Annotated in this window: 21 protein-coding genes; 12 read left to right on the plus strand and 9 right to left on the minus strand. The window is 56.9% G+C overall.

Features of this window, described 5'->3' with window-relative positions:
- Positions 1–48: 48 nt before the first annotated feature.
- The gene (locus tag PH7735_RS07870; RefSeq protein ID WP_058310709.1) at positions 49–1872 is read right to left on the minus strand and encodes an extracellular solute-binding protein; all 1824 of its coding nucleotides are present in this window, start codon (positions 1870–1872) and stop codon (positions 49–51) included.
- A gap of 296 nt (positions 1873–2168) precedes the next feature.
- On the opposite strand from PH7735_RS07870, the gene PH7735_RS07875 reads away from it, so the two are divergent.
- The 3 genes from PH7735_RS07875 to PH7735_RS07885 are packed head-to-tail and all read left to right on the plus strand — an operon-like array spanning position 2169 to position 4310.
- Positions 2169–2942, plus strand: coding sequence for a 3-hydroxybutyrate dehydrogenase (locus tag PH7735_RS07875; RefSeq protein ID WP_058310710.1), 774 nt, complete (start codon positions 2169–2171; stop codon positions 2940–2942).
- Positions 2939–3280 (plus strand): pentapeptide repeat-containing protein, encoded by a 342-nt coding sequence (locus tag PH7735_RS07880; RefSeq protein ID WP_058310711.1) that lies wholly within the window; start codon positions 2939–2941, stop codon positions 3278–3280. Before PH7735_RS07875 ends, PH7735_RS07880 begins: the two co-directional genes overlap by 4 nt.
- Positions 3273–4310: a patatin-like phospholipase family protein gene (locus PH7735_RS07885; protein WP_058310712.1), complete on the plus strand. Its 1038-nt coding sequence runs from the start codon at positions 3273–3275 to the stop codon at positions 4308–4310. The genes PH7735_RS07880 and PH7735_RS07885 overlap by 8 nt, the downstream gene beginning before the upstream one ends.
- A gap of 3 nt (positions 4311–4313) precedes the next feature.
- On the opposite strand, the gene PH7735_RS07890 is transcribed toward PH7735_RS07885, so the two are convergent.
- From PH7735_RS07890 to PH7735_RS07910, 5 genes are all read right to left on the minus strand, one after another.
- Positions 4314–4997, minus strand: coding sequence for a DUF502 domain-containing protein (locus PH7735_RS07890; protein ID WP_058310713.1), 684 nt, complete (start codon positions 4995–4997; stop codon positions 4314–4316).
- A gap of 76 nt (positions 4998–5073) precedes the next feature.
- Positions 5074–5988, minus strand: a complete 915-nt coding sequence (locus tag PH7735_RS07895) for a pseudouridine-5'-phosphate glycosidase (protein WP_058310714.1) — start codon at positions 5986–5988, stop codon at positions 5074–5076.
- The gene (locus PH7735_RS07900) at positions 5985–6878 is read right to left on the minus strand and encodes a PfkB family carbohydrate kinase (protein WP_058310715.1); all 894 of its coding nucleotides are present in this window, start codon (positions 6876–6878) and stop codon (positions 5985–5987) included. Before PH7735_RS07900 ends, PH7735_RS07895 begins: the two co-directional genes overlap by 4 nt.
- A 52-nt stretch (positions 6879–6930) precedes the next feature.
- The gene (locus PH7735_RS07905; protein ID WP_058310716.1) at positions 6931–7548 is read right to left on the minus strand and encodes a thiamine phosphate synthase; all 618 of its coding nucleotides are present in this window, start codon (positions 7546–7548) and stop codon (positions 6931–6933) included.
- 57 nt (positions 7549–7605) lie between these two features.
- The gene (locus PH7735_RS07910; protein WP_058310717.1) at positions 7606–7935 is read right to left on the minus strand and encodes a TfoX/Sxy family protein; all 330 of its coding nucleotides are present in this window, start codon (positions 7933–7935) and stop codon (positions 7606–7608) included.
- A 137-nt stretch (positions 7936–8072) separates the two neighbouring features.
- On the opposite strand from PH7735_RS07910, the gene PH7735_RS07915 reads away from it, so the two are divergent.
- From PH7735_RS07915 to PH7735_RS07925, 3 genes are all read left to right on the plus strand, one after another.
- Positions 8073–8822 carry an RNA methyltransferase gene (locus PH7735_RS07915; RefSeq protein ID WP_058311199.1) on the plus strand — a complete coding sequence of 250 codons (750 nt, stop codon included), beginning with the start codon at positions 8073–8075 and terminating at the stop codon, positions 8820–8822.
- A gap of 81 nt (positions 8823–8903) precedes the next feature.
- Positions 8904–10055 (plus strand): heme A synthase, encoded by a 1152-nt coding sequence (gene ctaA / locus PH7735_RS07920; protein ID WP_058310718.1) that lies wholly within the window; start codon positions 8904–8906, stop codon positions 10053–10055.
- Between the two features lie 3 nt (positions 10056–10058).
- Positions 10059–11534 (plus strand): carboxypeptidase M32, encoded by a 1476-nt coding sequence (locus tag PH7735_RS07925; protein WP_058310719.1) that lies wholly within the window; start codon positions 10059–10061, stop codon positions 11532–11534.
- A gap of 248 nt (positions 11535–11782) precedes the next feature.
- On the opposite strand, the gene gyrA is transcribed toward PH7735_RS07925, so the two are convergent.
- Positions 11783–14521, minus strand: coding sequence for a DNA gyrase subunit A (gene gyrA / locus PH7735_RS07930; protein WP_058310720.1), 2739 nt, complete (start codon positions 14519–14521; stop codon positions 11783–11785).
- 249 nt (positions 14522–14770) lie between these two features.
- Between gyrA and PH7735_RS07935 the strand changes: the two genes are divergently transcribed.
- Complete coding sequence (locus tag PH7735_RS07935; protein ID WP_058310721.1) at positions 14771–15835, plus strand: DUF2855 family protein; 1065 nt, start codon at positions 14771–14773, stop codon at positions 15833–15835.
- On the opposite strand, the gene PH7735_RS07940 is transcribed toward PH7735_RS07935, so the two are convergent.
- Positions 15832–16785, minus strand: a complete 954-nt coding sequence (locus PH7735_RS07940; RefSeq protein WP_058310722.1) for a radical SAM protein — start codon at positions 16783–16785, stop codon at positions 15832–15834. The two genes, PH7735_RS07935 and PH7735_RS07940, sit on opposite strands and share 4 nt — an antisense overlap.
- A gap of 171 nt (positions 16786–16956) precedes the next feature.
- On the opposite strand from PH7735_RS07940, the gene zwf reads away from it, so the two are divergent.
- From zwf to pgi, 3 genes are read left to right on the plus strand one after another with little or no spacing between them, the layout of a single operon-like run.
- On the plus strand, positions 16957–18405 hold the full coding sequence (gene zwf, locus PH7735_RS07945; RefSeq protein ID WP_058310723.1) for a glucose-6-phosphate dehydrogenase: 1449 nt from the start codon (positions 16957–16959) through the stop codon (positions 18403–18405).
- A gap of 29 nt (positions 18406–18434) precedes the next feature.
- Complete coding sequence (gene pgl / locus PH7735_RS07950) at positions 18435–19073, plus strand: 6-phosphogluconolactonase (protein WP_233488281.1); 639 nt, start codon at positions 18435–18437, stop codon at positions 19071–19073.
- A gap of 2 nt (positions 19074–19075) precedes the next feature.
- The gene (pgi, locus tag PH7735_RS07955) at positions 19076–20689 is read left to right on the plus strand and encodes a glucose-6-phosphate isomerase (protein ID WP_058310724.1); all 1614 of its coding nucleotides are present in this window, start codon (positions 19076–19078) and stop codon (positions 20687–20689) included.
- A gap of 77 nt (positions 20690–20766) precedes the next feature.
- On the opposite strand, the gene PH7735_RS07960 is transcribed toward pgi, so the two are convergent.
- A complete protein-coding gene (locus PH7735_RS07960) occupies positions 20767–22815 on the minus strand; it encodes an ASKHA domain-containing protein (RefSeq protein WP_058310725.1) in 2049 nt (682 codons plus the stop codon).
- Positions 22816–23138: 323 nt separating this feature from the next.
- On the opposite strand from PH7735_RS07960, the gene guaB reads away from it, so the two are divergent.
- On the plus strand, positions 23139–24587 hold the full coding sequence (gene guaB, locus PH7735_RS07965; RefSeq protein WP_058311201.1) for an IMP dehydrogenase: 1449 nt from the start codon (positions 23139–23141) through the stop codon (positions 24585–24587).
- Positions 24588–25754 (plus strand): RsmB/NOP family class I SAM-dependent RNA methyltransferase, encoded by a 1167-nt coding sequence (locus PH7735_RS07970; RefSeq protein WP_058310726.1) that lies wholly within the window; start codon positions 24588–24590, stop codon positions 25752–25754.
- The last annotated feature ends 74 nt before the right edge of the window (positions 25755–25828 follow it).

Consider the following 25828-nt stretch of genomic DNA (forward strand, 5'->3'; position numbering starts at 1 on the left):
GGCCGCATCCTGTTGGGCCAAGCCGCGCGAAACGCGCGGCGGTCGGTGCTAGTCCTTGCGGGGCTCGTACCACCAGACGCCGGGCAGCCATTCCACACCGTCGCCGTAGATTGGCAAGGTTTCAGGAAAGTGCAGGGTGCTGTCATGGGCAACGCGCCCGATGGCATAGGTCCAGATCGGAATCACATAGCGCCCCGTTGTCAAAACGCGGTCCAGCGCCTGAGCCGCTGTTTCAAAGGCTTCGGGGCTGGTTGCCGTGGTGAGGTTTGAAATCATGGCATCCACGGCCGGAGACGCAATGCCCATAAGGTTGCGTGACCCGCTTTGATCCGCCGCCTCGCTTCCCCAATACAGGCGTTGTTCATTGCCGGGGCTAAGGGACAGGGCGCGGCGCGTGTCAGTCATATCAAAGTCAAAAGCCGAGATGCGCTGATTGTATTGCGCATTGTCCACAGTCGTGACCGTAACGAAAATGCCCAGTTTCTCGAGTGCCTTGCGATAAATGTCTACAATGGCCTGATCTTGTTTGTCGCCCTGACGCAGCAACACCTCAAACGTGAGGGGGGTGCCATCCGGCCCGTGCATCACCCCGTTGGTGACGTCGTATCCGGCCTCGGTCAAAAGCTGCATGGCTGTGCGCATGTTGCGTCTGTTGCGCGCACTTCCATCTGTGGTGGGCAGCGCAAAGGCCTCGAGTGCATCAGTCGCCAGATCATCAGCATAAGGTTCCAGAAGCGCCTGAACCCCTTCCGGAGCAGGTCCGTCTGACATCGCCAGATAAGAGCCCGAGAAGAAGGACGAAATGCGCGGCTGCCGCCCGCCGGTGAGCGTGTCCGCGATGAATTCATAGTTAAAGGCATGCAAGAGCGCGTCACGTACCCGAATATCGTCAAACGGCGCACGGCGCGTGTTCATCGCCAGTCCGGTGATCCCCGAAGGTTTTTGATGTGGTATTTCGGATTTCACCACTTCGCCACTGGCGACAGCGGTAAAGTCATAGCGCGTCGCCCAGGCCTCGGCGTTGAATTCGCGGAAAAAACTGAGGGCGCCAGCTTTGAAGGCCTCGAACATCACGTCGCCATCGCCATAAAAGTCGATACGGATCTCATCGAGGTTGGCGATCCCGCGTCGCAGGGGCAGGTCCTTGCCCCAATAGTCGGGGTTGCGGTGCAACGTCACGTGCCGTCCGGGTTCAAAATCGGCAACCACATAAGGGGCGGTCCCGATGGGGATGTCGCTTAGGGTTGCGGCGGTGAAATCCTTGTCCTGCCACTGTGCCTTTTGCAGGATCGGACGCAGACCGGCGATCAGGGCCAGTTCGCGATCAGCGGTGTTGAACGTGATCCTGACAGACCGCGGTCCGGTTTGACGAATGTCGTCAACCTTGCTCCAAAAACCGAGATAGCGGGGGTGCCCTTGGGTGCCCAGCGTTTCATACGACCAGATCACATCCTCGACCGTGACAGGTTTGCCATCAGAGAATCGGGCCTCTTCGCGCAGGGTGAATTCAACCCATTCGCGATCCGGACCGGTCTCAATCGATTCGGCCAAAAGCCCGTAAAGTGCGAAAGGTTCGTCCCAATTGCGCCCCAGCAGGGATTCGTAGGCCAGCGATCGCAATTGCCACGGGGGGGTGCCTTTCAACACAAACGGGTTCAGGGAATCGAAGCCGCCGGTGTTGCCGGTGACGATTCGCCCGCCCTTTGGCGCATCCGGGTTTACATAGGGTAAAGACACAAAATCCTGTGGTAGAGCAGGGTCCCCATACATAGCGATGCCATGTTTTGGCTCGGCCGACGCGAGGGAAGCCAAAGAAATAAGGCTTGTTAGCGCCAAAGCCTTCCCCAAATCGCGGAAACATACTGATGTCATGGTGTAAACAATCCTGCACTGCCTTGTTTTTATTGAGGGTAAGCTAACGGGGGATTCAAGCCTTATCAAACTTTTAGCTTGGACTCTTATCGCTGTAACGCTTATAAAGGTCTCACTGCTCGATAGGTTTCTTGCCTGTATGAAACCTGCCTCAATAACTTTACGCCCGCCTTGCGCGGGCGTTTTTTTTTGCCCTGCAATCTGTACGTAAGAATACGTGAATAGTGTAGATCCCCCTTATTTTGCTGATGCAGCATGATATGGTGCGCGGGACTCGTATAAGCAGAGGAACTCTCATGACACTGGCAGGCAAATCCGCAATCATCACTGGCTCAAACTCGGGAATCGGTCTGGGAATCGCCCGGGAAATGGCCCGCGCTGGCGCAAATGTTGTCCTGAACTCTTTTACCGATCGTGAAGAAGATCACGCATTGGCCGCCGCGATCGCGGAAGAGTTCGGAGTCGACGCGCAATATGTCAAAGCAGACATGTCCAAAGGCGATGAATGCCGCGATCTGATCACCAAGGCCGGCGGCTGCGATATCCTTGTGAACAACGCCGGTATCCAACACGTTGCCCCCATCGACGAATTTCCTGTCGAGAAATGGGATGCCATCATCGCGATCAACATGAATTCGACCTTTCACACCATGGCAGCTGCGCTGCCGGTGATGCGCGAACGTGGTTGGGGCAGAATCGTCAACATTGCGTCGGCCCACGGGTTGACCGCATCGCCCTACAAGGCGGCCTATATCGCGGCGAAACATGGTGTTGTTGGCATGTCCAAGACAGTTGCGCTTGAAACCGCGCAAGAGCCGATCACCTGTAACGCCATCTGCCCGGGCTATGTCCTGACGCCACTGGTCGAGGCCCAGATCCCCGACACCATGCGCGAATACAACATGTCGCGTGAAGATGTGGTGAAAAACGTGATGCTTACACGTCAGCCTTCGAAAGAATTCGCCACGGTCGAACAGTTGGGGGGCACAACGGTGTTCCTGTGTTCGGATGCCGCGGCGCAAATCACGGGCACCACAATCAGCGTCGATGGTGGATGGACGGCTCTATGAGCCACGAAAACGAAGCTGGCACGGACAAGCTTGAAATCGACAATATGTACCTCTGTGGCTCGCGCTTTACCCGCGTGAGCCTCAAAGGCGCCGAATTTCGCGATGCCCATTTGATCGAGGCAAAGCTGGAAGACGTGAATGCCAGCGGTCTTTCTGTCGAGAATGTCAATCTGAGCAAGGCGCGGTTTCACGACGTTAACATGGCGGATGTGACGATCACGAATGCCAACCTGCGGGGGCTTGCCATTCGAGATGCTGACATCACCGATATGACAATTGACGGTATTCGCGTCAGTGACCTGATCGCCCTTTATGATGCGCAGACCAAAGATGACTAAAAAACCAAAACGGATCAATCTGGCCCTTCAAGGGGGCGGTGCGCATGGGGCCTTTACCTGGGGCGCGCTTGAGGTGCTGTTACAGGACCCGGATGTCGAGATTGCGGGTATGACCGGCACATCAGCGGGGGCGTTGAACGGCGCTGCGGTAAAGTCGGGCATGATTGAAGCGGGGCGTGAAGGCGCGCTTACCAATCTTGAGGCGCTCTGGAGCCGGATGGGGGCCGTCGGTGACACGCGCCTTATGAACTGGATGACGGGTATTGGTCCGGCCTCTGTGGCGCGGGCGCTGGAGTATTCGTTTGCCTATTCTGTGGGGGAAACCATGTCGCGGCTTGTGTCGCCCTATGCCTATGGACCTTTTTATCAGAACCCGCTGCGGCCTGTGGTCGATGCGTTCAACTATGCCGGCGTGTGTTCTCAAAGCGGTCCGCGGCTCTATGTGTGTGCCACAAACGTCCGCACCGGCAAGGCGCGGGTGTTCACGCGAGACGAGATCACGACGGATGTCATTCTGGCGTCTGCCTGTCTGCCAACCTTGTTTCAGGCGGTCGAGATCGAAGACCCCAAGACAGGTGTGAAAGATGCCTATTGGGATGGTGGATACACCGGCAACCCTGCGCTTTTTCCGTTGTACGACAAAGAGTTGCCAGACGATATAGTGGTGATAAACCTGAACCCGATCGAGCGTGCGGAAAAGCCGGTAACACCACAACAAATCCAAAGCCGGATCAACGAGATCAGCTTTAACTCTGCCTTGTTGGGCGAACTGCGCGCGATTTCTTTTGTGCAGCGTCTGATCGAACGGGGGGCCTTTGCCGAAGGCGAGATGAAAAACGTCAAGGTGCATATGATCTCGGATGATGCGCTGATGAACGACCTGTCATCTGCGACGAAATCGGTTCCGACACCCTATATCCTGAAAGAATTGAAAGACGCGGGCCGCAAGGCCGCATCGGATTTCCTGACGGCCCATAAACAGGATTTGGGTCAACGCAGCACGGTGGATCTTCAGGCGACGTTCGGCTGAAGATCACGCCTCGGGTGGTTGGCTCGGGTCTTTGGAGTTTGGATACACAAGTCCTGCCGAGATCACCAATTTGGCCGCGTCTTCAATGCTCATATCCAGCTCGATGATATCGTCTTTTGGAAAGAACAGCAGAAAGCCCGATGTGGGGTTCGGCGTGGTGGGCACAAACACACCCATCAGCTTGCCCGTGGTCTGGGCGCGCTTGTCGACTTCGCCTTTGGCCTCGGTCGAAATAAAGCCAACCGCCCAGATGCCTTTGCGGGGATATTCCACAAGGCAGGCTTTCTCGAAGTTACGCTCGGTCTGCGCAAAAACGGTTTCGGCGATCTGTTTTACGCCGGAATAGATGGACCGCACGATGGGCATACGATCCACAAGGCTCTCGGCAAACCCAATAAAGGACCGTCCGATGATACCTTTTGCGATCCAGCCGATAAAAATCGTGAAAAACAGGAAAAACAACACGCCCACGCCGCGCAGGTTGATGCCGACATACTGTTCCGGCTGGAACCGGTTGGGCACCAAAGGCAACACAACACCGTCAACCCAGCCGATCAGGGTCCAGATCAGCCAGATCGTCATGCCAACAGGGGCGATCACAACAATACCCGTCAGGAACGACGAGCGGAGCCTTGAGAACAGGCCGGGTCTCTTGTGCTGATGGTCTTCGTTAAAAGGCGAGGTCATGGGACGTCCGTGAGTGTTTAAGTGTTACCTATGAGTAACCTAGCACCGCTGCAACCTTGCAGTGACCAAATGACACTTATTCGCATTGTTTGGCGATTTCCACGGCGATTTCCGACGCAAGACGCGCATTGTTCAGCACCAGCGCGATATTAGCCTCCAATGAGCGCCCCTCGGTCAGCTCGAAGATACGCGACAGCAAAAACGGCGTTACCTTTTTACCGCTCACACCCTGTTCGCCGGCCTCTTTCGTGGCCTGAGCAATGATGGGCGCCAGAACGGCTGCGGGGATTTCGTCCTCTTGGGGAATCGGGTTTGCAACCAACTGTCCCCCGGGCAGGCCGATCTGGCCTCGCAAGAGATGGGCGCTGGCGATGTCTTTTGCCGTGTCCATGCGCAACGGCGCCTGTAGATCGGATTCTCTGGACCAGAAGGCGGGGATGCTGTCCTGACCATAGGCGATCACCGGAACGCCATTGGTTTCCAGCACTTCAAGCGTTTTTGGAATGTCGAGGATGGCTTTGGCGCCCGCTGCGACCACGGTCACCTCGGTTTGGGCCAGTTCGCTGAGGTCGGCAGAAATATCAAAGGTCTCTTCCGCGCCTTTGTGAACGCCGCCGATCCCGCCGGTGGCAAAGACATGAATGCCTGCCAGACGCGCCGCAATCATGGTGGCGGCAACGGTGGTGGCGCCGGTGCCGCCTTGGGCCATGCACACGGCCAGATCTGCACGTGACAGTTTGGCGGCGTCTTTTGTCTGGGCCAGATTTTCCAGCTGGGCATCGGTCAGACCGGCAAACAGCGCGCCACCGATGACCGCAATAGTGGCAGGTGTCGCCCCGTTGGCGCGAATGGTTGCTTCGACTTTACGCGCCATTTCAAGGTTTTGCGGCCAAGGCATGCCATGTGTGATGATCGTGCTTTCAAGCGCGACAACCGGACGTCCGGCGGCAAGGGCTTCGGTCACTTCTGGGCTGGTGGTGACAAGGCTCATTGTGCGTTTCCTCCGGAAACATAGGTGGCGGCGGCATGAAGGGCGCGCGACAGAGAGGTGTTTCGATCGCTGCCTGATACTTCTGCGGCAATATGGGCAGCCATGAATGTATCGCCCGCGCCAGTGACGCGCGTGACCAGTACAGAGGGCGGTTTTTGGGTGATGACACCGTCTGCGCTGGCGTCACTGGCGGATTCTCCGCCATCCGTGACGAGGGCGCGACGGGCGCCGCGCGCCAACAGGCCAGAGGCCGCATCCGCCGAGGTTTCAAACGTGGTCTGACACAAAAGTCCCGCTTCTTCGAGGTTCACATAAAGAACCGCGCGGTCATGGGTCAAAAAGGGCATCAGGCGCGTGGCCTTGCCGGGGCTGGCCGGCGCAACGCGCAGATCGGCGCGCGCAAACAGCGGGCTTTGTGCGATATTTTCCAAAAGGCGTTGGGTCAGGTTGCCATCCAGCGCGATGAACCCTTCATAAGGGTCCGAGGCGCTGCCCAAAATGCCACTGACCAGCGGGTGCAGGATCTTGTCACCAGCGGCTTCCAGAGAATGCGCATCGGCAATGGCCGCGATCAGGCCATTGGCGCCTTCAACGGCCATATACTGGTCTGTGGGCAGGTCCTGAGAGCGATAGACATAGTCCGTGACCATGCCCAGTTCCCGACAGGCAGTGATGAGTTCGTGCCCGGCTGGGTCCTGTCCAATTGCCGTCAACAACCCGGGGCGCAGGCCAAAGCGGGCAAGGGTCATGGCGATGTTCATCGCGACCCCTCCCGGCAGGCGGGTGATACGGCCCGGCACGTCCGACCCCTGTCGCATATGAACAGGGGCGCGACCGATCACGTCCCACAGGACGGAGCCAATACAAAGAATATCGGGATCATGTGTCATGGCATCGCTTCTCGCCCGAAACGCAAAACTTGGCAAGAGACGCGCAAGGCGTTCAGAACGCCGCGCGCAATTCTGCCAGTCTGGCTGCGGGATCTTCGGCGCGCCAGATTTCTTCGCCGATTCCGAAGAAATCGGTGAAAGGGGACAGTTTGCGAATGATGTCGATGTCCAGAGCACCTTCGGCGACAACGGGCACTTCGATCATTTGCGACCACCATTCAAAGAGGTCAGCTTCGGCGACGGTGCCATCCCCGAGAGGTGTGCTTCCGACGGGTCCGAACGCGATGTAGTCACATCCCAGTTCACCGGCCGTCATCCCGTCGTGGGAAGAGGCACCGCAGAACGCGCCAACAATCGCGTCATCGCCCAGTTCCTTGCGCGTTTTGCGCACGGACCGTGCCCCATCGGTCAGGTGCACACCATCAAGACCAAGACGTTCGGACAACATGATATGTTCCGAAATCACCAAAGCCACGTCCCGCGCATGACAGGTTTCACGCAATGCGTCCGCCGCGCGGCTGATGCGGTCTTCGTCGCGTGTGGCCAAAGCCAGCCGGACACAGGCGATGTCGGTGCTGTCGAGAACCTTGCCAAGCTGGTCGGGGAACCGGCTGAGTTCAATCTCGGGCGGGGTGATGAGATAGATCTGGGGCAGCTCGGTTTCGGCCATCTTCGGGCTCCTTGGAAAGAGGGGTTGCGCCGCTATAACGCGGTTTTGCAGGATTGGCTACTTTGCGGGTAACGGCGCCACAAAATCGAGTGCAAGGGAAAGAACCGCAGCGCGTCGCGCGTCGTCTGCCATGAGATCATCGTCAACGTCAATCATGCCGCCCATCTTTCGTCCCGTAAAGTCCATCGGGCGGGCCCCTTCGATTGCCAAAGCCTCGGTCTCGTTGTCTTTTCCGACGCGAAACATGCCGCCGCCCTTGTGCACACCACAGAGCATATTGCCATGCAGCAGAAAGCAAAGTCCGCCAAACATGCGTTTCTCGGAAAGACCATAATGATCCGCCAGATCGTCGCGCAAAAGTGTGGCGAGCCCTTCATCATAAGCCATGGGACATCCTTTTGAGGTTCTGCCAGATGATTTTAGGCCTCCGGCGGGGATATTTATAGCCAAAAGAAGGGCATTGGCTTGTGTTTTCTGAGGGCTGAGGTGATATGAGCGGCCAGACGTGAATGATGGAGTGGCCAATGCCAAGTGGAACCCCGCAACCTGCTTTTGTTCTGGTGCGCCCGCAAATGGGCGAGAATATCGGAGGCGCGGCGCGCGCGATGTGGAACTTTGGTCTCGACCGGATGCGCATTGTTGCACCGCGTGACGGCTGGCCGAACCAGAAGGCAATTGCCATGGCGTCGGGGGCGGGGCGTCTTCTGGACGAAGCTTTGCTGACATCCTCTGTCGAAGACGCGCTGGATGATTGCCATTACGTGTTTGCCACAACGGCGCGTGCACGTGGATTGACCAAGCCCGTTGTGACCCCCGAACGCGCGATGGAAATGGCCCGCGAGAAGATCGCCGCAGGCCAGAAAGTTGCGGTGTTGTTTGGGCCGGAACGTGCCGGCCTTGAAAACGAGGATATCGCCAAGGCCAACGCGATTATCAATGTGCCTGTGAATCCCGAGTTTGCCTCGCTCAATCTGGCGCAATGTGTGTTGTTGACCGCCTACGAATGGCGCCGCCAGTCCGTCGAGGTGGACGCCGAACGTGTGGATATGGCCAAGTCGGTCTGGGCCAACCACAATGAAATCGAAGCCTTGAGCGGGCACTATGAAGAGCGTCTGGATGAGGCGGGGTTCTTTTTCCCCGAACCCAAGGCAGAGGGGATGAAAGTCAACCTGCGCAACATGTGGTCGCGCATGCCTTTGACGCGTGCCGATGTGCAGATGCTACATGGTATCCTGCGACAGATGGTACGTTGGAAAGAACGCGGCGACGAATAACGTCGCAGGCGCTTGAAGGCGGGCAGGGGCCGCTCTACTCTCTCCTGAAGTATTTTCGCAGACGTGGTGCAAGGGACAACCATGAGCCAGAAACGCAGTATTTTCGAAGAGGTGGGCGACGCCCCCGCCAAAGACCAGCCCAAAGCCGCCGTTGGCGTCATCGATAAGGGCGCCAAAGGGGGCCGTCGTGGCATCCGCGCCTGGCTGATGGTGTTGTTTGCCATGGTGGTTGTGATGATCGCGGTCGGCGGATTGACACGGTTGACCGACAGCGGGCTTTCGATCACCGAATGGCGCCCCGTTACCGGTGCTTTGCCCCCTATGAGCGAGGTCGAGTGGCAGGCTGAATTTGATAAATACAAACAAATAGACCAGTGGCAGATTGAAAACCAATGGATGAATCTTGAAGATTTCAAACAAATCTATTGGTGGGAGTGGGGACACCGCCAGATCGGTCGTGTGATTGGTCTGGTCTGGGCTTTGGGCTTTGCGGGCTTTGCCGTTGCACGCAAAATTCCGACGGGATGGACCGGGCGACTGGTGCTGATCGGGGCCCTTGGCGGTTTGCAAGGGGCTGTCGGCTGGTGGATGGTAGCGTCCGGTGTAACCTCGGGTGAAGGTGTCACAACAGTGGCCTCTTATCGGTTGGCCGTGCATCTGGGTCTGGCCTTTGTCATCCTTGGATTCATTGCTTGGTACGTGTTCCTTTTGGGACGTGAAGAACGTGATCTGATGCAGGCCAGACGCAGCAAGGAAGACAAGCTGTTTTCGCTGTCGACGGGTCTTCTTCATGCGACCTTTGTCCAAATTCTGCTGGGGGCTCTGGTTGCCGGTATTGATGCCGGACGGTCCTATACGGATTGGCCTTTGATGGGGGGGCAGGTGTTCCCGCCCGAGGCCTTTATGATCGAGCCGCTTTGGAAAAACTTCTTTGAAAATCCGGGGCTGGTTCAGTTCATTCACCGCATGTGGGGTTATATTCTGGTGATCTTTGCGGTGGTCGTTTGGACCCGCGGGCGCAAATCGGCAAATGGCGCGACACGGTTTGCGTTTAATGCTGTCATGGCCGCCTTTGGTGTGCAGCTTTTGATGGGCATTGGCACGGTGCTTTATGCCGCGCAGGTGCATATCGCGATTACCCACCAGATCATCGCTATTGTGGTCTGGGTTTTGATTTTGCGGGCACGGTTCCTTTCGAACTATCCGCAAGTCCAGTCCATTCGAAAAGGATAAGAGATGACAGCCTATGACGCGCTGATGGCGTTCCAGCACACAACCGAGGCGCTGGGGCAGGTGGCTGGCCGCTTGGGCTGGGATCAGGAAACGATGATGCCGCGCGAGTCTGCGGGTCAACGCGCCGAGGAAATGGCGGCAATGGAAAGCGTGCTGCATGCGCGCAAGACCGACCCGCAGGTTGCGGCGTGGCTGGCCGAGATTGACGACGCGTCTCTGGATACGGTTGGGCAGGCACAGATGCGCCACATCCGCAAAAGCTATGCACGAACCATGAAGGTGCCTGCGGATCTGGCTGCGGAAATTGCCAAAGTGACCAGCCGGTCCCAAGGATTGTGGGCGCAATCGCGTGCGGATGAGGATGTGTCGGGGTTCTTGCCCGTGCTGGACGAGGTTGTGAACCTGAAACGGCAAGAGGGGCAGGCTCTTGCAGATGGTGGCGACGTCTATGACGCCATGATTGATGACTACGAGCCCGACATGACGGCCGCCGAGTTGCAAGCGATGTTTGACGCCATGCGCCCGCGCCTTGTGGCGTTGCGGGCCGCGGTTCTGGCCAAGGCAACTCCGGTGCATCTGAGCGGAAACTTCCCATCGGGCGCCCAGATGAAGCTGACGCGAAAACTGGCCAAAACCTTTGGCTATGACATGAGCATGGGCCGCATTGATAAGGCCGTGCATCCGTTTTCTTCGGGGTCCGGCCATGATGTTCGCATCACGACCCGCACCAGTGAAGATGATCCATTCAATTGTTTGTACTCAACAATTCACGAGGTTGGTCATGGCTGTTACGAGATGGGGATCGATGATGCCTATGCGCTGACGCCACTCGGGCGCGGCGTGTCGATGGGCGTTCACGAAAGCCAAAGCCGGATTTACGAAAACCAGCTTGGGCGCAGCAAAGCGTTCACCAGCTGGTTGTTCACAGAAATGCAGGCCGCTTTTGGCGACTTGGGCGTTTCAACCGCAGACGCGTTTTACAAGGCCGTGAACTGTGTGCACGACGGCTATATCCGGACAGAAGCGGATGAGGTTCAATATAACCTGCATATCATGCTTCGGTTTGATCTCGAGCGGGCGTTGATGTCTGGCGATTTGGCTGTTGGAGACCTCGAAGCGGCCTGGAATGACCGGTTCAAAGCCGATTTCGGCTATGCCGTTGATAAGCCTTCGAACGGATGTCTTCAGGATGTGCATTGGTCTGTCGGGTTGTTCGGGTATTTCCCGACTTATTCTCTGGGCAATGTCTATGCAGGATGTTTGCATGAAACCTTGCGCAAAGCCGTTCCTGATCTGGATGGGCGTCTTGCCATGGGTGACACCACGGCGGCAACGGGCTGGTTGCGTGAAAATCTTCAACAGTATGGCGGATTGCGGTCCCCACACGAAACGATCCAACACGCAAGTGGCATGACCCCATCGCCCGAGCCTCTGCTGTCCTACCTCGAAGAGAAGTTCACTGCGCTTTACGGGCTTTGATTGCTTTGCCTGAGCGCCGGTAAAGGCTGGCGTTCAGGTCGCAATTTTTTGGATCTGTTGTGTCGTCAGCCCAACGCGCGCCCCCTTCAATATCAAAGGGATAAGAGTGATTTCTGGCTGGGATCGTGTGCTGCGCCGGAGTTCGCTTTGATGAAGGATTGCGCGCGACTTAGGTGGGTGTTTTTCCGGAAAAACCCCGAAAAGAAAAAAAAGCCACCATCGGTTTCGCCCGACGGTGGCTTTTGATTTTATTCGATATCGTCCGCTTCCGCGTCGTCTTCGTTTTGCTCCGCGATCCATGCCACAGAGACAACTTCCTCACCTTTGCCGGTGTTGAAGACGCGCACGCCGCCGGCGCTGCGTGATCGGAAGGAAATACCATCGACCGGAACCCGGATGGATTGGCCTTTCGATGTGGCCAGCATGATCTGGTCACCCATTTCGACAGGGAAGGATGCCACCAGAGCACCGCCGCGCATGGCCTTGTCCATGGCGGCCACACCTTGGCCCCCGCGACCGCGCACCGGATAATCATGGGACGACGACAACTTGCCCGCGCCACCCGAGGTGATCGTTAGGATCAGGTTCTCCGCAGCCGACATTTCAGCATAGCGTTCCTGACTGATGGACCCTTCGATGGTTTCCTCTTCTTCACCACCTTCGGTGACACCGGCAACGGCACGGCGCATCTTGAGATATGCGGCGCGTTCATCGGATTCGGCCTTGAAGTGGCGAATGACCGACATCGAGACAACCCTGTCCTCACCGGACAGCTTGATCCCGCGCACACCCACCGACGCGCGCGAGTTGAAAACACGCACCTCTGTGGTGGGGAAGCGGATCGCGCGACCGGAACTTGTCACAAGCATCACATCGTCGTCTTCGGAACAGATGCGCGCATTGATCAGCTCGGTTTCTGCGTGATCATCTTCGAACTTCATGGCGATCTTGCCGTTTGATTTCACATTGGTGAAATCGGACAGGCGGTTCCGGCGAACGGTCCCTGCCGAGGTTGCAAACACGATTTGCAAATCCTGCCACTGATCTTCGGGAACATCGACCGGCATGATCGCTGCAATCGACACACCTGTCGGGATCGGCAGAATGTTTACGATTGCCTTGCCCTTGGCCGTGCGGCCCCCTTGCGGCAGACGCCAAGTCTTGAGCTTGTAAACCATACCTTCGGTCGTGAAGAACAGAAGCTGGGTGTGGGTATTGGCCACGAAGAGCGTGGTCACCACGTCCTCTTCTTTGGTCTGCATCCCCGAAATCCCCTTGCCGCCACGCTTTTGAGCGCGGAAATCAACAAGAGGCGTCCGTTTGATGTAGCCACCCGAGGTGACCGTGACGACCATGTCTTCCCGTTCAATCAGATCTTCGTCGTCCATGTCACCGGACCAGTCGACAATTTCTGTCCGACGCGGCACGGCAAACTGGTCACGAACCTCGCGAAGCTCGTCCGAGATGAGTCCCATAATGCGTTCGCGTGAACCGAGAATTTCCAGATATTCCTTGATCTTACCAGCCAGTTGTTCAAGTTCGTCAGTGACTTCCTTGACACCAATCTGGGTCAGACGCTGAAGACGCAATTCGAGAATGGCACGGGCCTGTGTTTCGGACAGATTATAGGTGCCATCTTCGTTCATCTTGTGGGTCGGATCATCGATCAGCTGGATATAAGGCGCGATGTCGCCTGCCGGCCAGCGGCGGGTCATCAGTTTTTCACGCGCCTCTGCAGCATCGGCCGAGGCCCGAATGGTCGCAACAATTTCATCGACGTTGGACACAGCCACCGCCAAACCACACAGGATATGGCTGCGTTCGCGTGCCTTGCGCAGATCATATGCGGTCCGGCGGGCGACAACCTCTTCCCGGAAGTCGACAAAGGACGTCAGGAACCGGCGCAGGGTCAGCTGCTCGGGGCGGCCCCCGTTCAGGGCCAGCATGTTACAGCCGAAATAGGTTTGCATCGGCGTAAAGCGGAACAGCTGGTTCAGCACGACCTCGGCCGTTGCGTCGCGCTTGAGTTCCACAACAACGCGCACACCGTTACGGTCCGATTCATCCTGAACGTGGGACACGCCTTCGATCTTTTTCTCGCGAACCTGTTCGGCAATCTTTTCGATCATCGACGCTTTGTTCACCTGATAGGGGATTTCGTCGATGATAATGGCGAACCGGTCTTTGCGAATTTCCTCAACACGGGTTTTGGCGCGGATAATGACGCTGCCACGCCCTTCGAGATAGGCTTTGCGTGCACCAGACCGGCCCAGCATGATCCCGCCAGTGGGAAAGTCGGGGCCCGGAACATATTCGATCAACTGCTCGCTGGTGAGATCGGGATCTTCAATCAGCGCCAGTGTGGCATCGCACACTTCACCAAGGTTATGTGGCGGAATATTGGTCGCCATACCAACCGCAATACCGCCGGCACCATTGACCAGCATGTTCGGAAAACGTGCGGGCAAAACCGTGGGTTCACGGTCTTTACCATCATAGTTGTCCTGAAAATCGACGGTTTCTTTTTCGATATCGGCCAGAACAAACGCTGCCGGCTTGTCCATGCGCACTTCGGTGTAACGCATCGCCGCCGGGTTATCGCCGTCCATCGATCCAAAGTTACCCTGACCGTCCAAAAGCGGCAGGGACATCGAGAAGTCCTGTGCCATCCGGACAAGGGCGTCATAGATCGCGCTGTCACCGTGCGGGTGATACTTACCCATCACATCCCCAACAGGACGGGCCGACTTGCGATAGGGCTTGTCGTGGCTGTTGTTGGTTTCGTGCATGGCATAAAGAATTCGACGATGCACCGGTTTCAGACCGTCACGCAGGTCGGGAATGGCCCGGCTCACGATCACGCTCATGGCATAGTCGAGATACGATGTGCGCATCTCGTCTTCGATTGTCACGGATGGACCATCATGCGCCATATATTCGTGCACGTTTTCTTCTTCGTTTTCAGGGATTTCCGGGGTGTCGCTCACGTAGTGGCTCGCTTCTGTCTGGCGGTCTTCATGTAGTTGTCATGTTTATATCAGCCACAGCATATTGGGGCAATGGTTGTTCCGTGTTTTACGGCCCGTTGGGCAATTAGTTTCCCAAGACGTCGGGACGTTTAAGGGCCATCGCTAGTTTGTGCGGGCGATGACGTCACGTCCCGACAAGTGGCCCCTCTATCGCGCCGCTGCGGACTGCGGTTAGGCTTGTCAGGTGCTGGCGTAGGGAGGACGACCATGAAACGGCTTTTGGTAAACCAGAAGGACATAACGCAGATCACGATGGACGAGGTGCCGTCCGAGCCCCTCAAGGCCGGTCAGGCGCGGTTGAAAATCGAACGGTTCGCTTTGACCACGAACAACATCACTTATGCCGCCACGGGGTTCGTGATCGGGTATTGGCACTTTTTTCCGTCGGGCATCGACGGGCAGGGCATTGTGCCTGTCTGGGGGTTTGGCGAAGTGGTCGAAAGCCGCTCGGAATTCGCACCGGTCGGAGAACGCTTTTACGGGTTTTACCCGCTGGCCGACGAATTGGTTATCACACCAGAGCCACAAGGAGGCGCCGTCATTCTGGATGTAACCGAGCATCGCCGCAAGCTGCCCGTGGTCTACAATCGATATAACCGCGGTAAGCCAAAGACGCCCGAGGAGGAAGGGTTGCAATCGTTGCTGCAACCCTTGCTGGCCACATCTTATCTGTTAAGTGACTGGTTGCAGGATAATGGATTTTTTGAGGCAAAACAGGTTATTATCGGAAGTGCTTCATCCAAAACGGGTTTGGGACTGTGCAAATTCCTTGCCGAGGTATCGCCGCGCCCCGTGACCGTTGTGGGCCTGACGTCAGCAGGCAACAAAGACTTTGTTGATGCCCAATCCGGATGTGACAGCGTCGTGGTCTATGACGAGATTGAAACCCTTGAGAAAATACCGTCCGTCTATGTGGATATGGCAGGCAATGCAGAAGTCAAACAGCGGCTGCATGCCCATCTTGGCGATCTCTTGCGCCACTCGAGCGCTGTCGGAACAAGTCATTGGGATCAGTTCCAGCCCAAACAGGAGCTTGCAGGTCCAAAGCCACAGTTCTTTTTCGCACCCAGCCAGATCGAAAAGCGGCGGGCAGACTGGGGGCCGGGCGAGATTGAGCGCCAGATCACGAGCGCCTGGAAACGCATCGCGTCAGATGCGCAAACCTGGCTTGATCTAAAAGAACACCAAGGGCTTGATGCGGCGCTTCCGGTTTACGACGCGCTTGCCAAAGGGCAGGCCGCGCCGCGTGACGGTCATGTTATCGCGCTTTAGGCAGAGCAGGACGCCCCGCCCAGAACGCAAAACTTGGCGCAATGGGGGTGGTTAAGCTGAACAGGGCGCTCAGCGTCCTCCAGCGTTTGCCCAAGGTCGAATTCCGGCTCAAATGGCAACAGGGTGCAGGCAATCACGGAAGGGTGGTCTGCGCCCTTATGCTTGACCACCATACGAGAGTTCGAGCACATCACATCGGTTTGTGATTTGCCCAGAATACGCCAACAATCGGTTGTGATTTCAGGTACTTCTACTGCTTCGTCCATCTCTGGGAACAGAACGGTCTGGCCGGGATTTGCGGCATCGATATCAAAGCCGTGTTCGGCAAAAAGACGGGCATAGCCCGCACGCGCATCAGGGTCGGATTCGCCCCAAACCGTGCGACCGGCAATTGCCATGCGGAACCCGTTGTCGCGCAACCATGCCATGCCTTCGATGGTGAGATCAAAGCTGCCTTTGCCGCGCTCTTTGTCGTGAAGATCGCTGTTCCAGTGATCGACTGAAATCCGCAGGGTGAGCTTGTCGCCATAGGTTTCCTGCAGGTCCAGAAGACCGGCCTGGACACGTTTGCGCATCATGGGACGCATCGCATTGGTGAGGATCAGAACATCATAGCCCCGCGCCAACGCCCGCCGTGTCATTTCAACCATCTCGGGGTTCATGAACGGCTCACCGCCCGTAAATCCGATTTCGCGCACATTCCAGTTGCGGGTTTCAAGCTGGTCGAGATAGTCGGACACCTCGTCAGCGGTCAGATAAACCAGCGCATCATTGGTCGGAGAGCTGAAGATATAGCAGTTTTCACACTCGATGTTGCAGAGTGTTCCGGTGTTGAACCAGAGGGTTTCAGGGTCACCAAGAGCCACGTGCGCCCGTGTTTCGCCTTTGGCCGTTACAAAAGGATCGCTGAATTTGCCAATATTGGCGTTGGCTGTGGTGTTGTCTTTCATGTGGCGTTCCCCATTTTTCAGGAAGTTAGCGCACGTGCTGGCCCTAGAAAACCACCATTGCAGGTGACTGACACAGTTGTGATGCGCGAATGCGGTGCTAGAGTCGTTCTGGATGGTTATTGCAGCCGGTTTCGCGATAGGACCGGAGCAATCAAGAAGGACAGAGTCGGGATGAATACGCGCAAAACACCGGTGAATGTGTTTGATCTGGTCGTCTTTGGCGGCACGGGGGATTTGGCACGGCGCAAAATTCTTCCGGCGATGTTCAAACGATTCTGTGCCGGAGAAATGCCGGACGGGTCCCGTTTGATTGGTGTCGCTCGTCGCGCAATGCCGGCCGAGGCCTACCGTGATATGGTGCGCGCGGCGCTTGACGAGTTTCTAAAGACACCTATCGATCCGGAAGCGGTCGAACACTTCCTGCAGCGTATCGAGTATGTGCAACTTGACGCGCAGGGCGAAGACGGTTGGCAATCTCTGGCCGAGATGATGCTGCCCGATCGCATGCGCGCGTTCTATTTTTCGGTCGGCCCGAGCCTCTTCAGCGATCTTGCTGCACGTCTGCGTCTGTGGGGGCTTGCCGACGAAAACAGCCGCATTGTAGTTGAAAAGCCCTTTGGTCATGATCTGGAAACAGCCAAAGCGCTGAACGCGGAACTGGCGACCCATTTCAAAGAGTGCCAGATTTACCGGATCGACCACTATCTGGGCAAGGAAACCGTACAGAACCTGATGGCGGTCCGGTTTGGCAACATGCTGTTCGAGCCGCTTTGGAACTCTCAGTATATCGACCACATCCAGATCACCGTCGCGGAAACAGTCGGGGTTGGCGGGCGCGGGGCCTATTACCAAAAGGCCGGCGCCATGCGCGATATGATGCAAAACCACATGATGCAGCTTTTGTGCCTGATCGCGATGGAACCTCCTGCAAAATTCGATCCGGAAGCGGTGCGCGATGAAAAGCTAAAGGTGATCCGTGCGCTTGATCCTGTCGAGCCGCATCATATCATTCGCGGCCAATACACATCAGGCGAAGATGTGGCCAGCTTTCGTGAAGACGTAGCGGATGCGCGATCCAAAACAGAGAGCTTTATCGCCCTCAAATGCCATCTCAGCAATTGGCGGTGGGCGGGCACGCCGTTCTATTTGCGAACAGGCAAGAGGCTCAAGACGCGCAGTTCGCAGATCACGGTTGTGTTCAAGGATGCCCCGCATTCGATCTTTGGTCCGGCCTCTGGCCGGCACAACAATGAACTGACGATCCAGCTACAACCGGACGAAGGCATCATTCTGGATGTGACCATCAAGGAACCCGGCGCAGGGGGGATGAAGCTGATCGATGTGCCCCTTGATATGAGCTTTGCCGAGGCTTTGGGCCCCAAAGCAGATGCGGCAGACGCCTATGAACGCCTGATTATGGATGTGATCCGGGGCAATCAGACCTTGTTTATGCGCAACGACGAGGTCGAGGCCGCATGGGCGTGGACCGATCCCGTGATCAAGGGATGGGAATTGCGGGGGGATGTGCCGAAACCCTACGATTCCTTTGCAAACGGCCCAGATGATTCATCACAGCTTTTGCGGCGTGATAAACGTGAATGGCGGGGGATAAAACGTTGAATATAATCGAGTATCCAGATTTTGAGTTGATGGCAATTGATGTTGCCAGCCTGATTGCGGACGAATTGAACGAGGCGCTGCATCATCATGAGCGGGTCTTGTTTGCCGTGCCGGGCGGCACAACGCCGGGTCCTCTGTTTGATGACCTCTGCGGGGTCGACCTTGATTGGTCGCGTGTGGATGTGTTGCCAACGGATGAACGCTGGGTTCCCGAGGAACATCCTCGGTCGAATGCGCGTCTGATCAAGGAACGGCTTTTGGTCAATCGGGCCGCCAAAGCGCGTTACCTGCCCTTGTTTGCCGCAGCGCACCAACCACAAGAGGTACTGGCGGAACTCGAGTCTCTGATCGCGCCTGAGCTGCCGATTGCGGTGGCTGTGCTGGGTATGGGGTTGGACATGCATACCGCGTCTTTGTTCCCCGAGGCAGAGGGGCTTGAGGCCGCGCTTGATGCGCATGCGCCCATTCTGGTGCCCCTTCAACAGCCCGGTTCGGGCGAGCAACGCGTCTCGTTGTCGGCACGCGTGTTGGAAGGTGCACTTTCTAAGCATGTTTTGATTACCGGAGCCGAGAAAAGGCAGGTAATCGAGAACGCTGTGAAATTGCCGGTTGCCCAGGCACCGATCCGGGCGGTATTAACGGGCGCGAAGGTACATTGGGCGAATTGACTATGTGGAATGAATTGATCCGGCTGCGCGAAGCCACTGAATCGCGGAAGATTTCTGAACTTTTTAACGACACCTCCAGAGCCAGCGCATTTTCGCTGCAAAATGACGGACTTTTATTTGATTATTCAAAGACAACACTTGATGACGACATCCGGACGGCACTGATCGATCTTGCCCGCGAGGCGGACGTGGAAGGCAAACGCGCCGCGATGTTTCGTGGTGACAAAATCAATACAACCGAAGATCGTGCGGTTCTGCATGTCGCCAGCCGTGCATTGGCGGGCGATGCGGATGACATAGAGATCGACGGTCGTAACATCATGGCGGAAGGCCGCGAAACCTTCGAGCGCATGATCCAGTTCAGCAATGATCTGCGGTCGGGCGCCTGGCCTGCAAACGGACCAAAGATCACGGATGTCGTAAACATCGGGATTGGCGGATCCGACCTTGGTCCGGTTATGGCGTATAAGGCTCTGATGCCTTACATCGACGGGCCGCGCGTACATTTTGTGTCGAACGTGGATGGCGCGGACATTCACGATGCGCTGCATGGTCTGGATCCAAACACCACGCTGGTGATTGTGTCTTCCAAAACCTTTGGCACGCAGGAAACGCTGATGAATGCGCGCACTGCGATGCGCTGGATGGAAGCGGGCAGTGACAACGCGATGGAGCGGTTTGTTGCGATTTCGACCTCTCGCGAGCGCACCGAGGCCTTTGGCATCGCACCCGAGCGTGTTTTCGGGTTTGGTGACTGGATCGGCGGACGGTATTCGGTCTGGAGCCCTATCGGGCTGTCGCTGATGCTGGCGGTTGGTCCAGAGAATGCGACCGAGTTCTTGCGCGGTGGCCATTCAATGGATTGCCACTTTGTGGACGCCCCGCTTCAAGAGAACATGCCTGTGATGCTGGCTCTTGTGGGGCTGTGGCATCAGAAATTCTGCGGGTATGCAACCCGTGCGGTGGTCCCTTACGAGCACCGTCTGTCACGACTTCCTGCCTATCTTCAGCAGCTTGAAATGGAATCCAACGGCAAAAGTGTTGCCATGGATGGCACGCCTTTGAAGCATGGCGGCGGCCCCGTTGTTTGGGGCGAGCCAGGCACCAACGGCCAGCACGCTTTTTTCCAGCTGATCCATCAGGGTACAAATGTGGTGCCGGTTGAATTCATCGTTGGCGCGATGGGGCACGAACCGGACCTGCGTGAACACCACGAAGCGCTGCTGGCAAACTGCCTTGCGCAATCCGAAGCACTGCTCAAGGGGCGCACTTTGGAAGAGGCGCGCAACCAGTTGATCGGGCAGGGGAAATCAGGTGATGAGCTTGAGGTTCTGGCGCGTCACCGGGTGTTCTCGGGCAACCGTCCGTCAACCACTTTGGTTTACAAGAAACTGACCCCTTATGTGCTGGGGCAGATGATCGCCTTGTACGAGCACCGCGTGTTTGTCGAAGGCGTGATCCTTGGGCTGAACAGCTTTGATCAGTGGGGCGTCGAGTTGGGCAAAGAGCTGGCCGATGGTCTGGTTCCCGCGATTGCATCTGGCAAGGCGCCAGAGAACGCAAACGGGTCCACCCGTATGTTGCTTGAACATTTCCTGGCCCTGGCGGCGTCCTGATCCAAGGGATCGGTATCTCACCAAATCAGGGACCTGAAACAAAGAAGGGCGCGGAGTGTTCCGCGCCCTTGTTCGTTCTAACCGCGCCGGCGGCGACGTCGCCCGCCCTGATCTCCACCGCCTGATCCGCCGGTGTTAAAGCTGACATCTGGCAGGGTGGTGATCTTTGCCAGTTCCGGGAAGGGGTCGGTAGCATGCGGGATTGCATTGGCGTTGACGAAGTGTTCCTGAAACTTGGGCTCAATCGCGGTTTCAACCTTGGTGATTTCTCGCACAATGCGTTCGATTTCGACCCGCGCGCCCAGATTGGACAGCGCGATCCTTGCGCCGGTGCCTGCCGCGTTGCCTGCAGAGGTCACTTTGTCCAGCGGGGCGTCGGGGATCATGCCCAGAACCATCGCGTGTTTGGTAGAAATATGTGCCCCAAAGGCGCCTGCCAGAACCACGCGATCCACAGTGTCGACACCCATTTCGTCCATCAAGAGGCGTGCGCCCGCATACAATGCAGACTTGGCAAGCTGAATGGCACGGATGTCGCCTTGGGTGACGGTGATCACTGGGCCGCCTTCGGCGCTGCCATCATGGATGACATAGGAATGTGTGCGCCCTTCGGGAATGCTTCTTGAGGTGCCTGTCTGCTCGGCCGACCCGATAAGACCTTTGGGGTCCAGCAATCCGGCGATGCGCATTTCGGCCACGGCCTCGATGATGCCAGAGCCGCAAATGCCGGTAATGCCGGTGGTTGCGATCACTGCATCAAAGCCGTCTTCGTCCGACCAGATATCCGAACCGATCACGCGGAAGCGGGGTTCTTTGGTCTCGGGGTTGATTTCAATACGTTCAATCGCCCCCGGCGCGGCGCGTTGTCCGCTGGAAATCTGGGCACCTTCAAAGGCGGGGCCCGTAGGCGACGAACAGGCCAGAACCCGTTCCTTGTTGCCCAGAAGGATTTCCGCGTTGGTGCCAACATCCACCACCAGAACAAGATCTTCGGATTTGTCGGGCTCTTCCGACAAGGCCACCGCCGCGGCATCTGCGCCAACGTGACCGGCGATACAGGGCAGGATATAGACCTGTGCGTTTTCGTTCATCACGTTCAGATCGAGATCCCGCGCGTTCAATGCCAGCGACTCGGAGGTTGCCAGCGCAAAAGGTGCCTGTCCCAATTCAACCGGATCAATGCCCAGCAAAAGGTGATGCATCACCGGATTACAGACAAAAACGGTTTCAAGAATTTGAAAGGGGCGAATTCCGGCTTCGGTTGCAATGGCCTCTGTCAAACCATTGATGGCGGTGCGCACGGCATTGGTCATTTCCTGATCACCACCGGGATTCATCATGGCATAGGACACCCGGCTCATCAGGTCTTCGCCAAAACGGATTTGCGGGTTCATCACGCCGGTCGAGGCTTTGACCTCGCCGTTGCGCAGGTCACAAAGATGGGCCGCGATGGTGGTTGACCCCAGATCGATGGCAAGCCCGTAAATGCGGTCTTCGGTCATGCCTGACCAGATTTCAACGACCTTGTGGGCTTCGTCCTTGTGGGATTTGTGCAAGGCGACGGTGGCCGCCCATTTGCCCTTGCGCAGGACGGTTTGCAGACGGGTCAGGATCTTGAGGTCGGCCGTGATCGATCCGATCTCCCATTGTTCCTGAAGCGCGCGTTCCAGTCGCTCGAGATCGCCTGTGGGTTCGTGCATGTCGGGCTCGTCGACCTCGACATAATAGAGGTGGGTCGCGGGATCCATCGTGATGGTGCGGTCAGAGGCGGCTTTGCGCACGACCTGACGGTGAACCTGGCTTTCGGGGGGGACGTCAATGACGATGTCGCCCTGAACCGTTGCCTGACAGCCCAGACGCCGCCCGTCGATCAGGCCACGTTTGTCCTTGTAGCGCTGTTCGACCGAATTCCACTCGGAGATGGCGTCTTCCTGTACGGTGACGCCGTGTTTGGAGAATTCACCGAACGATGGCGTGATCTGGCATTTGGAACAGATACCACGCCCCCCGCAGACCGAGTCGAGGTCGACCCCCAATTGACGTGCCGCCGTCAAAATGGGTGTTCCGGCGGGAAAGTGGCCTCGTTTGCCAGAAGGGGTGAAGATCACGAGGGGTTCAGTGCTCATGTTCGGGTACCTGTAATAGCTGTTCGCGCGACGTTCAGGATATGTGACTTGTTGAGAGGTGAAAGGCAAGGAGCGGCATGGAAATGTAAATGCGCGGCATTTTGCAGAAAAATCAGTCCTGTGGTCAGATGTTCATGCGCCAGTTGGGGGCGCTGCCCCCCGGCTTTGCGCGGCAAAGCCTCCCCCCGGGATATGTGTGGCCAGAAGAAGCGGAAAGAGGCATTCCTGCCAGAAAGCGGGGGGCGGTAAATTTTGGGGGTTTAACGTTTGGGCAACCCATGCGATATGGACGCGTCAAACGAGGTTCCCCCAGGAGATGTGTGATGGAGATTCGTGAGGCACTCACTTTCGACGATGTTCTATTGGTTCCGGCGGCGTCTGACGTTCTGCCGACAACGGCGGATACGCGGACACGCGTCACCCAGAGTATCGATCTCAATATACCGCTTTTGTCCAGTGCGATGGACACGGTGACAGAGGCCCGTATGGCCATTGCCATGGCACAAGCCGGTGGCATGGGTGTCATTCACAAAAACCTTGATGCAGAGACGCAAGCGCGCGAAGTGCGCCGTGTGAAGCGGTTCGAGTCCGGAATTGTTTACAACCCGGTGACATTGCACCGTGACCAGACCATCGCGGATGCCAAGGCGCTGATTGAACGGTATAACTTTACCGGTTTTCCGGTGGTGGATGCGGATGGTCGCATCGAAGGTATCGTGACCAACCGTGACATGCGGTTTGCCACATCGGATGACACGCCCGTGAGCGTTGTCATGACCACCAATGATCTTGCTATCCTGCATGAGCCGGCCGATCTGGAAGAAGCCAAAAGCCTGATGCGGGCGCGTCGGATTGAAAAACTATTGGTGACGGATGGAACGGGTATTCTGACCGGTCTTTTGACACTGAAAGATACCGAACAGGCCGTTTTGAACCCGACCGCTTGTAAGGATCAGCTTGGCCGGTTGCGCGTGGCGGCGGCGTCTTCGGTGGGTGATAGCGGATTTGCGCGGTCGGAAGCCTTGATTGACGCCGGTGTGGATATCGTGGTGGTTGACACCGCGCATGGTCACTCGATCGGTGTGATCGATGCCGTGAAGCGTATCAAAGCACAATACGGTGATGTTCAGGTGATTGCCGGAAACGTCGCAACCGCGGAGGCCACCAGGGCCTTGATCGATGCGGGCGCGGATGCGGTCAAGGTCGGCATCGGGCCCGGATCGATTTGTACAACACGCATGGTCGCCGGTGTCGGTGTTCCACAGCTGACCGCGATCAGCGACTGTTCGGATGCGGCCGGCACTGTGCCCATCATTGCGGATGGCGGGATCAAATTCTCGGGCGATTTTGCCAAGGCAATCGCGGCGGGTGCGTCCTGTGCCATGGTTGGATCGATGATTGCGGGCACGGACGAATCTCCGGGCGAGGTTATTCTGTATCAGGGCCGCAGCTTTAAAAGCTATCGGGGTATGGGAAGTCTGGGCGCCATGGCGCGCGGGTCGGCCGACCGGTATTTCCAGAAAGATGCAGCCAGCGACAAGCTTGTTCCGGAAGGCATCGAGGGGCAGGTGCCTTATAAAGGGGGCGCAGGCCCCGTTGTGCACCAGCTGGTGGGCGGATTGCGGGCGGCCATGGGCTATACCGGTAATGCCACTGTCGAAGAGATGCGCAAGAACTGTCGTTTTGTGAAAATCACCGGCGCAGGTCTCAAGGAAAGCCACGTGCATGATGTTCAGATCACGCGCGAAAGCCCGAATTACCGGATCGGATAAATGACACCTGCAGCGCGCGTTCAAACAGCGATTGAACTTCTTGATCAAATTCTTGCGGGCGCGCCTGCAGAGAAAACCCTGACAGGCTGGGCGCGTAAATCGCGCTTTGCCGGGTCCAAAGATCGTGCCGCCGTGCGCGATCACGTTTATGACGCGTTGCGTCGACGTCAAAGCGCCGCCCGGATTGGCGGGGCTTTGACCGGACGGGGCATACTGCTCGGGCTGCTCATGCAAGACGGGGCGGATGCTGACGCGTTGTTTTCCGGTCCGCCATATGCCCCCGAGCCTTTGAGCGATCTTGAAAAAGAGATGATGTCGTCGTCTGCCGATGTGGCCCCATTGGAAGATATTCCCGAGTGGATGTTGCCCATGTTGCAAGACACGTTGGGAGACGAGATTGACGAAAACGTTGAACAGATGCGTCAGCGCGCCCCTGTTTTTCTGCGTGTAAACCTTCAAAAGACCACGGTTGAACTGGCGGTTTTACAACTTAAAGAGGAAGGCGTTCTTGCGGAGCCGCACCCGCTAAGTGATACGGCCTTGCACGTCACCGAAGGCGCACGTCGCGTTTCCAATACCGAAACCTTTCGGAATGGATATGTGGAGTTGCAGGACGTTTCCAGTCAGGCGGCCATTCAGTCTCTTTCTCTGAAAACTGGCATGCGTGTGCTTGATTTTTGCGCTGGGGGCGGGGGCAAGGTTCTGGCCATGGCAGGGCGATGTGAGGCCACATATGTGGCGCATGATGCAAACGTCGCACGTATGAAAGACCTTCCTTTGCGCGGGAAACGCGCCGGTGCGGCCATTCAGATCAAATCTCTCGAAGAGGTTGAGAAAGCTGCGAGATTCGACTTGGTGTTTTGTGATGTGCCGTGCTCTGGAAGCGGAACATGGCGTCGGACACCAGATGCAAAATGGCGGTTCCAGAAAGAAGATCTCGAGGCGCTGACAGCGCTGCAGGCTGAGATCCTGCGAACTGCTTCCAGGTTTGTCGAGACCGGGGGCATTCTGGCCTATGCGACTTGCTCGCTGTTTCCACCGGAAAATTCTGATCAGATTGCTGCGTTTCTGGCACAGAACCCGGATTGGCATTGCGTTTCCGAGCGCCAATGGCGTCTGGATGAAGGGGCCGACGGGTTCTATCTCGCAAAATTGGCACGGACATAGGGAAAAAGTTAAACAACTTTAGGTAGTTCTTCTTCTTTGCGGTTGTTTATGATTTCTTAAGATTTCCACCTTTT

This window comes from Shimia thalassica (assembly GCF_001458215.1).
In the GTDB taxonomy this organism is placed as follows: Bacteria; Pseudomonadota; Alphaproteobacteria; order Rhodobacterales; family Rhodobacteraceae; genus Shimia; species Shimia thalassica.

Excerpts from the sequence above, each read along its gene's own strand:
- PH7735_RS07870 (WP_058310709.1), bottom strand. The coding sequence starts at position 1,872 with ATGACATCAGTATGTTTCCGCGATTTGGGGAAGGCTTTGGCGCTAACA.
- PH7735_RS07875 (WP_058310710.1), top strand. The coding sequence starts at position 2,169 with ATGACACTGGCAGGCAAATCCGCAATCATCACTGGCTCAAACTCGGGA.
- PH7735_RS07880 (WP_058310711.1), top strand. The coding sequence starts at position 2,939 with ATGAGCCACGAAAACGAAGCTGGCACGGACAAGCTTGAAATCGACAAT.
- PH7735_RS07885 (WP_058310712.1), top strand. The coding sequence starts at position 3,273 with ATGACTAAAAAACCAAAACGGATCAATCTGGCCCTTCAAGGGGGCGGT.
- PH7735_RS07890 (WP_058310713.1), bottom strand. The coding sequence starts at position 4,997 with ATGACCTCGCCTTTTAACGAAGACCATCAGCACAAGAGACCCGGCCTG.
- PH7735_RS07895 (WP_058310714.1), bottom strand. The coding sequence starts at position 5,988 with ATGAGCCTTGTCACCACCAGCCCAGAAGTGACCGAAGCCCTTGCCGCC.
- PH7735_RS07900 (WP_058310715.1), bottom strand. The coding sequence starts at position 6,878 with ATGACACATGATCCCGATATTCTTTGTATTGGCTCCGTCCTGTGGGAC.
- PH7735_RS07905 (WP_058310716.1), bottom strand. The coding sequence starts at position 7,548 with ATGGCCGAAACCGAGCTGCCCCAGATCTATCTCATCACCCCGCCCGAG.
- PH7735_RS07910 (WP_058310717.1), bottom strand. The coding sequence starts at position 7,935 with ATGGCTTATGATGAAGGGCTCGCCACACTTTTGCGCGACGATCTGGCG.
- PH7735_RS07915 (WP_058311199.1), top strand. The coding sequence starts at position 8,073 with ATGCCAAGTGGAACCCCGCAACCTGCTTTTGTTCTGGTGCGCCCGCAA.
- ctaA (WP_058310718.1), top strand. The coding sequence starts at position 8,904 with ATGAGCCAGAAACGCAGTATTTTCGAAGAGGTGGGCGACGCCCCCGCC.
- PH7735_RS07925 (WP_058310719.1), top strand. The coding sequence starts at position 10,059 with ATGACAGCCTATGACGCGCTGATGGCGTTCCAGCACACAACCGAGGCG.
- PH7735_RS07935 (WP_058310721.1), top strand. The coding sequence starts at position 14,771 with ATGAAACGGCTTTTGGTAAACCAGAAGGACATAACGCAGATCACGATG.
- PH7735_RS07940 (WP_058310722.1), bottom strand. The coding sequence starts at position 16,785 with ATGAAAGACAACACCACAGCCAACGCCAATATTGGCAAATTCAGCGAT.
- zwf (WP_058310723.1), top strand. The coding sequence starts at position 16,957 with ATGAATACGCGCAAAACACCGGTGAATGTGTTTGATCTGGTCGTCTTT.
- pgl (WP_233488281.1), top strand. The coding sequence starts at position 18,435 with ATGGCAATTGATGTTGCCAGCCTGATTGCGGACGAATTGAACGAGGCG.
- pgi (WP_058310724.1), top strand. The coding sequence starts at position 19,076 with ATGTGGAATGAATTGATCCGGCTGCGCGAAGCCACTGAATCGCGGAAG.
- PH7735_RS07960 (WP_058310725.1), bottom strand. The coding sequence starts at position 22,815 with ATGAGCACTGAACCCCTCGTGATCTTCACCCCTTCTGGCAAACGAGGC.
- guaB (WP_058311201.1), top strand. The coding sequence starts at position 23,139 with ATGGAGATTCGTGAGGCACTCACTTTCGACGATGTTCTATTGGTTCCG.
- PH7735_RS07970 (WP_058310726.1), top strand. The coding sequence starts at position 24,588 with ATGACACCTGCAGCGCGCGTTCAAACAGCGATTGAACTTCTTGATCAA.